Annotated in this window: 5 protein-coding genes; 1 reads left to right on the plus strand and 4 read right to left on the minus strand. The window is 65.2% G+C overall.

The genetic code is table 11. From position 1 onward, the window contains the following. Nucleotides 1-236 precede the first annotated feature (236 nt). Together BRAS3843_RS20665 and BRAS3843_RS20670 are read right to left on the minus strand one after the other, a co-directional pair. Entirely contained in the window at nucleotides 237-1,394 is a 1,158-nt protein-coding gene (locus tag BRAS3843_RS20665) for an acyl-CoA dehydrogenase family protein (protein WP_008970970.1), read from the minus strand. A 27-nt stretch (nucleotides 1,395-1,421) separates the two neighbouring features. Continuing rightward, nucleotides 1,422-2,498, minus strand: coding sequence for an acyl-CoA dehydrogenase family protein (locus BRAS3843_RS20670; protein ID WP_008970971.1), 1,077 nt, complete (start codon nucleotides 2,496-2,498; stop codon nucleotides 1,422-1,424). Nucleotides 2,499-2,711: 213 nt separating this feature from the next. On the opposite strand from BRAS3843_RS20670, the gene BRAS3843_RS20675 reads away from it, so the two are divergent. After that, on the plus strand, nucleotides 2,712-3,494 hold the full coding sequence (locus BRAS3843_RS20675; RefSeq protein WP_008970972.1) for an SDR family oxidoreductase: 783 nt from the start codon (nucleotides 2,712-2,714) through the stop codon (nucleotides 3,492-3,494). A 126-nt stretch (nucleotides 3,495-3,620) separates the two neighbouring features. Here BRAS3843_RS20675 and BRAS3843_RS20680 read toward each other — a convergent pair whose 3' ends face one another. Both BRAS3843_RS20680 and BRAS3843_RS42230 read right to left on the minus strand, forming a co-directional pair. Next, nucleotides 3,621-3,887, minus strand: a complete 267-nt coding sequence (locus tag BRAS3843_RS20680; protein WP_008970973.1) for a GlsB/YeaQ/YmgE family stress response membrane protein — start codon at nucleotides 3,885-3,887, stop codon at nucleotides 3,621-3,623. 38 nt (nucleotides 3,888-3,925) lie between these two features. Then, a partial coding sequence (locus BRAS3843_RS42230) for a YidB family protein (protein ID WP_139024934.1) occupies nucleotides 3,926-4,098 on the minus strand: 173 nt, incomplete at its 5' end.

Below are 4,098 nucleotides of genomic sequence, written 5' to 3' on the forward strand. Positions count from 1 at the left end.
TCCCCTTGTGGGAGAGGGTGGATCGCCGACGCGGAACGCGGCGGCGAGACGGGTGAGGGGTTTTCTCGATTGTCATCCGTGCGGATGGAAACCCCTCACCCGCCTTCGACGCTTCGCATCTCCGGCACCCTCTCCCACAAGGGGAGAGGGTGAACTGAGTACGCCGCCTGAGCGCTGGCTCGCAACTCGCGAGCTCTTCGCCGGTACTCGACAATCGTAAGCACGGTGTCGTTCACTCACCGCAAGCCCAGCCCGCGCGCGATGATGCCGCGGAGCACCTCCGTGGTGCCGCCCTGGATCGTCAGCTTCGGCGCGGTGCGGATCGCGAACGTCAATTGAGTCTCCAGCGTCTCGCGATTTCCTGCGTCCTCATCGACGAAGGCTGCGAGCTCGCGCACCCGGTGCGGCAATTGCTGCTCCCACACCGTGCCGATGTCCTTGACGATCGAGGCCTCCACCACCGGCTCCTTGCCGGCCTGCAGCATGCCGGCGACCGAGACCGACATTCGCCGCATCGTATGCAGCTGCGCGACCAGGCGGCCGATGCCTTCGGCGCTGCGGGTGTCGGGATTGCTGCCGACGGCGCGCACCAGCTCGGTGAGCACATAATAGGTTTCCAGGAAGCGCTCAGGGCCGGACCGCTCGTAAGCGAGCTCCGACGTCGCCTGCTTCCAGGCGCCGTCGATCTCGCCGAGCTGGTGATCGTCGGGCACAAAGGCATCGGTGAAGACGACCTCGTTGAACTCTTTCTGGCCCGTGATCTGCGGAATCGGATTCACCTTGATCCCCGGCGTCTTCATGTCGACCAAGAACTGCGTCAGGCCGTGACGCCGGTTCTCCTTGGTCGGCGGCGAGGTGCGGAAGATCGCGATCATGTAGTCGGCCATGTGCGCCGATGTGGTCCAGATCTTGGACCCGTTGATCAGCCAGCCGCCATCGGTCTTGGTCGCTCGGGTTTTGGCGGCAAACAGGTCGGAGCCGGAGTTCGGCTCGCTCATTCCGATCGCAAAGCATAATTCGCCGCGGCAGATGCGCGGCAGGATATCCTGCTTGATGCGCTCGGGCGCGTAGCGCAGCAGGATCGGTCCGCTCTGGCGGTCGGCGACGAAGAAGCGCCGCGTCGGCGCGTTGGCGACGCGCATCTCCTCGGTCACGACGTAACGTTCCAGGAACGAGCGCTCGTGGCCGCCATATCGTTTCGGCCAGGTCATGCCGATCCAGCCGCGCGCGCCGACCCTGCGGGAGAACTCGCGCGCATCGGCATCCTCGCGCAGCGGCTTGAACGGGTTGAACGTGCCGGCGGCGATCTCCTCCGCAAGGAAGGCACGCACCTCCTTGCGCAGTTCTTCGCACTCGGGTGGCAAACGGATCGGATCGAAACGGAGCGCGGTCATGAGCAATTCCTCTCTCGTTTCGAGTGATCAGCGCGAGGCGACCAGTGGCCAGAGTTCATCGGCGCCGCGTGCAGTGATGCGCTTGCCGAGCTCGACCGCCCAGTAACTTTCCGAGCCGAAATCGTCACGCCAGGCGAGTGCGCGCAGTGAATAACGGTGCAGGATATGCTCGGTGGTGAAGCCGATCGCGCCATGCACCTGGTGCGCAATGGCCGCGCCCTTTTCGGCGGCTTCGCCGCAGCGGATCTTGGCCGAGGTCGCTTCGAGGAAGACCGCGTCGTCGAATGCTGTGGCGTTGGCCAGGGCGTCGGCGGCCGACGTTGCCGCTGCCAGGGCCGCCGCGGATTCGCCGGCGAGCTTTGCGAGATTGTGCTGCACGGCCTGAAATTTCGCGATCGGCTTCTCGAAGGCGATGCGGTCGCCGGCATATTTGACTGTGATCGCGAGCAGGGAGTCCAACGCGCCCGCGATCTGGAGGCTGCGCACGACGCCGCCCATGAGCATCAGCGAGGTCTGGTCGAAGCCGACGGGTACGGCAGCGATGCGGGCCGGCTCGACCTTGTCGAAAACGACGCTGTCGCTGCCTTCGAAGGCGAGGTTGAGGCCGGTATCGATCCGCAGCCTGTCCGTCGGGACCAGCGCGACCGACAGGCCGGACGCGCCGCTTACGAGCACGGCGATATGCCGTGACGCTCTTGCAAACGGCACGCCGCGGGCTCTGCCGGACAAGGTGCCATCAGCATGCAAGGTGATCGCGTCTTGCGGGCGCACCGGCGCGACCGTCATCTCGCCCTCGGGCGGCGCGATCCCCGCTTGCGCAAGCAGCCAGCCGGCGAGCATGGTCTCGGCGAGCGGCACGGACAGCGCAAAGCGCCCGGCCGCGGCGAGGACGCCAAAACCGTCGGCAAGATCGGCGCCGGCGCCGCCGAGATGTTCGGGCACCAGCGCGAGCGGCAGGCCGGCATCGCTCAGTGCCTGCCAAAGCGGCGCCTGCCAGCGACCGTCCTTGTCGTGATTGATGGTTTGCGGGTTCGCGAGATCGGCGAAAATCTTCTCGGCCGTCGCGACGACGATATTCTCAGCCTCGTGATCAGCTTCCGCCACAGCGTTCCCCGCCCATTGCAGCGCGCAGGCGGCGCCGCTTGTTTGGCGCCATGATGGGGAAAACCCCGCGTCCTGACAAGCATCGCGGCCAGCAGGGCGATGTCCGGTAATGGCATGGGCAAAAGCTATTTCCGCAGGGCGGAGATCATCTGAATTTGCAGCCCCGAAGAAGTTGGCTAAGAAGGACCTGAGATCAACAAGGGAGGATGCGGCATGGCGCAGGATGGTCTGTGCGCGATCGTGACGGGCTCGGCGTCGGGACTGGGAGCTGCCACCGCGCTGCTTCTGGCCAAGGCCGGCGCTCGCATCGTCATCAACTACTCCAACAGCAAGAGCGAGGCGGAAGCGACGGCGGAGCTTTGCCGCAAGCAGGGCGCCGAGGTCGTGGTGGCGCAGGGCGATGTTTCGCGCGACGAGGATTGCAAAAAGATTGTCGCCGCGGCCGCGCCCTGGGGCAGGCTGGATGCCCTGGTCAACAATGCGGGCACCACCAAGCATGTGCCGCATGATCAGCTCGACGGCCTTTCGGCCGAGGACTTCCAGCGCATCTATGCGGTCAACACCATCGGCCCGTATCAGATGGTGCGCGCCGCGCGCTCATTGCTGGAAGCATCCGCGAAAGCGTCGGGGCGCCCCGCTGCGGTGGTCAATGTCTCCTCGGTCGCCGGCATCAGCGGCATCGGCTCGTCGATCGCCTATGCGGCGAGCAAGGGCGCGCTCAACACCATGACTCTGTCGCTGTCCCGCGCGCTTGCGCCTGCCATCCGCGTCAATACCGTCTGCCCCGGCTATATCGATACGCCCTGGTTCACCAAGGGCCGTGGCGAAGCGCAGGCGAAACAGGTGCGCGACACCGTGGTGGCGCGGGTGCCGCTCAAGGTCGCGTCAACGGCGGCGGATATCGCGCAGCTGGTCGCGTTCCTGGCGAGCCCCGCCTCCGGCCACATGACCGGCGAGGTCGTGCGCATGGATGCAGGCATGCATCTGATCAGTTAGTTAGGCTGTCATTCCCGGGCGATGCGTCGCGACAAGATAGCTGGGCTTTTGTCCGGAGCATCGAACCCGGAATCTCGATATTCCGGGCCCAACGCTGCGCGCTGCCCGGGAATGACGGCAACAACGTCAGCGGTTGAAATCCCGGATCATCCCGCTTGCGACCAGCCTGTTCCAGATGAACAGGACGACCACGGCGCCGATCGTCGCGGTGATGAAGCCCGCGCCCTGATCAGGACCATAATGCCCGATCGCCTGTCCGATGGCGGTGGCGAGGAACGCGCCGAGAATGCCGAGCACGGTGGTCAGGATGAAGCCAGACGGGTTGTTCGGGCCGGGCGATAGAAATCGCGCGATCATCCCGGCGATGAACCCGACGATGATGACATATATCATGGACCCGCGTCCTCCCTGAACAGGTTCACTCGACCACTCTAGATCCGCCCTGACACCTCGTTTTCGGTCGGCAGCCGCCCCTCCGGCGTGAGATGATCGACCACCTTCGGCAGATATTGGCTGAGCCCGTTGAGCAGATCGTCGCGCGACATGCCGCTTTGCGTCGTGAGCTGGTCGAGTTGATCGGCTCCCAACGCATTGGCGAGATCGT

The sequence above is a fragment of the Bradyrhizobium sp. STM 3843 genome (genome assembly GCF_000239815.1).
Taxonomy (GTDB): domain Bacteria; phylum Pseudomonadota; class Alphaproteobacteria; order Rhizobiales; family Xanthobacteraceae; genus Bradyrhizobium.

Coding starts and splice junctions, on each gene's coding strand:
- BRAS3843_RS20665 (WP_008970970.1), bottom strand. CDS start 1,394: ATGACCGCGCTCCGTTTCGATCCGATCCGTTTGCCACCCGAGTGCGAA.
- BRAS3843_RS20675 (WP_008970972.1), top strand. CDS start 2,712: ATGGCGCAGGATGGTCTGTGCGCGATCGTGACGGGCTCGGCGTCGGGA.
- BRAS3843_RS20680 (WP_008970973.1), bottom strand. CDS start 3,887: ATGATATATGTCATCATCGTCGGGTTCATCGCCGGGATGATCGCGCGA.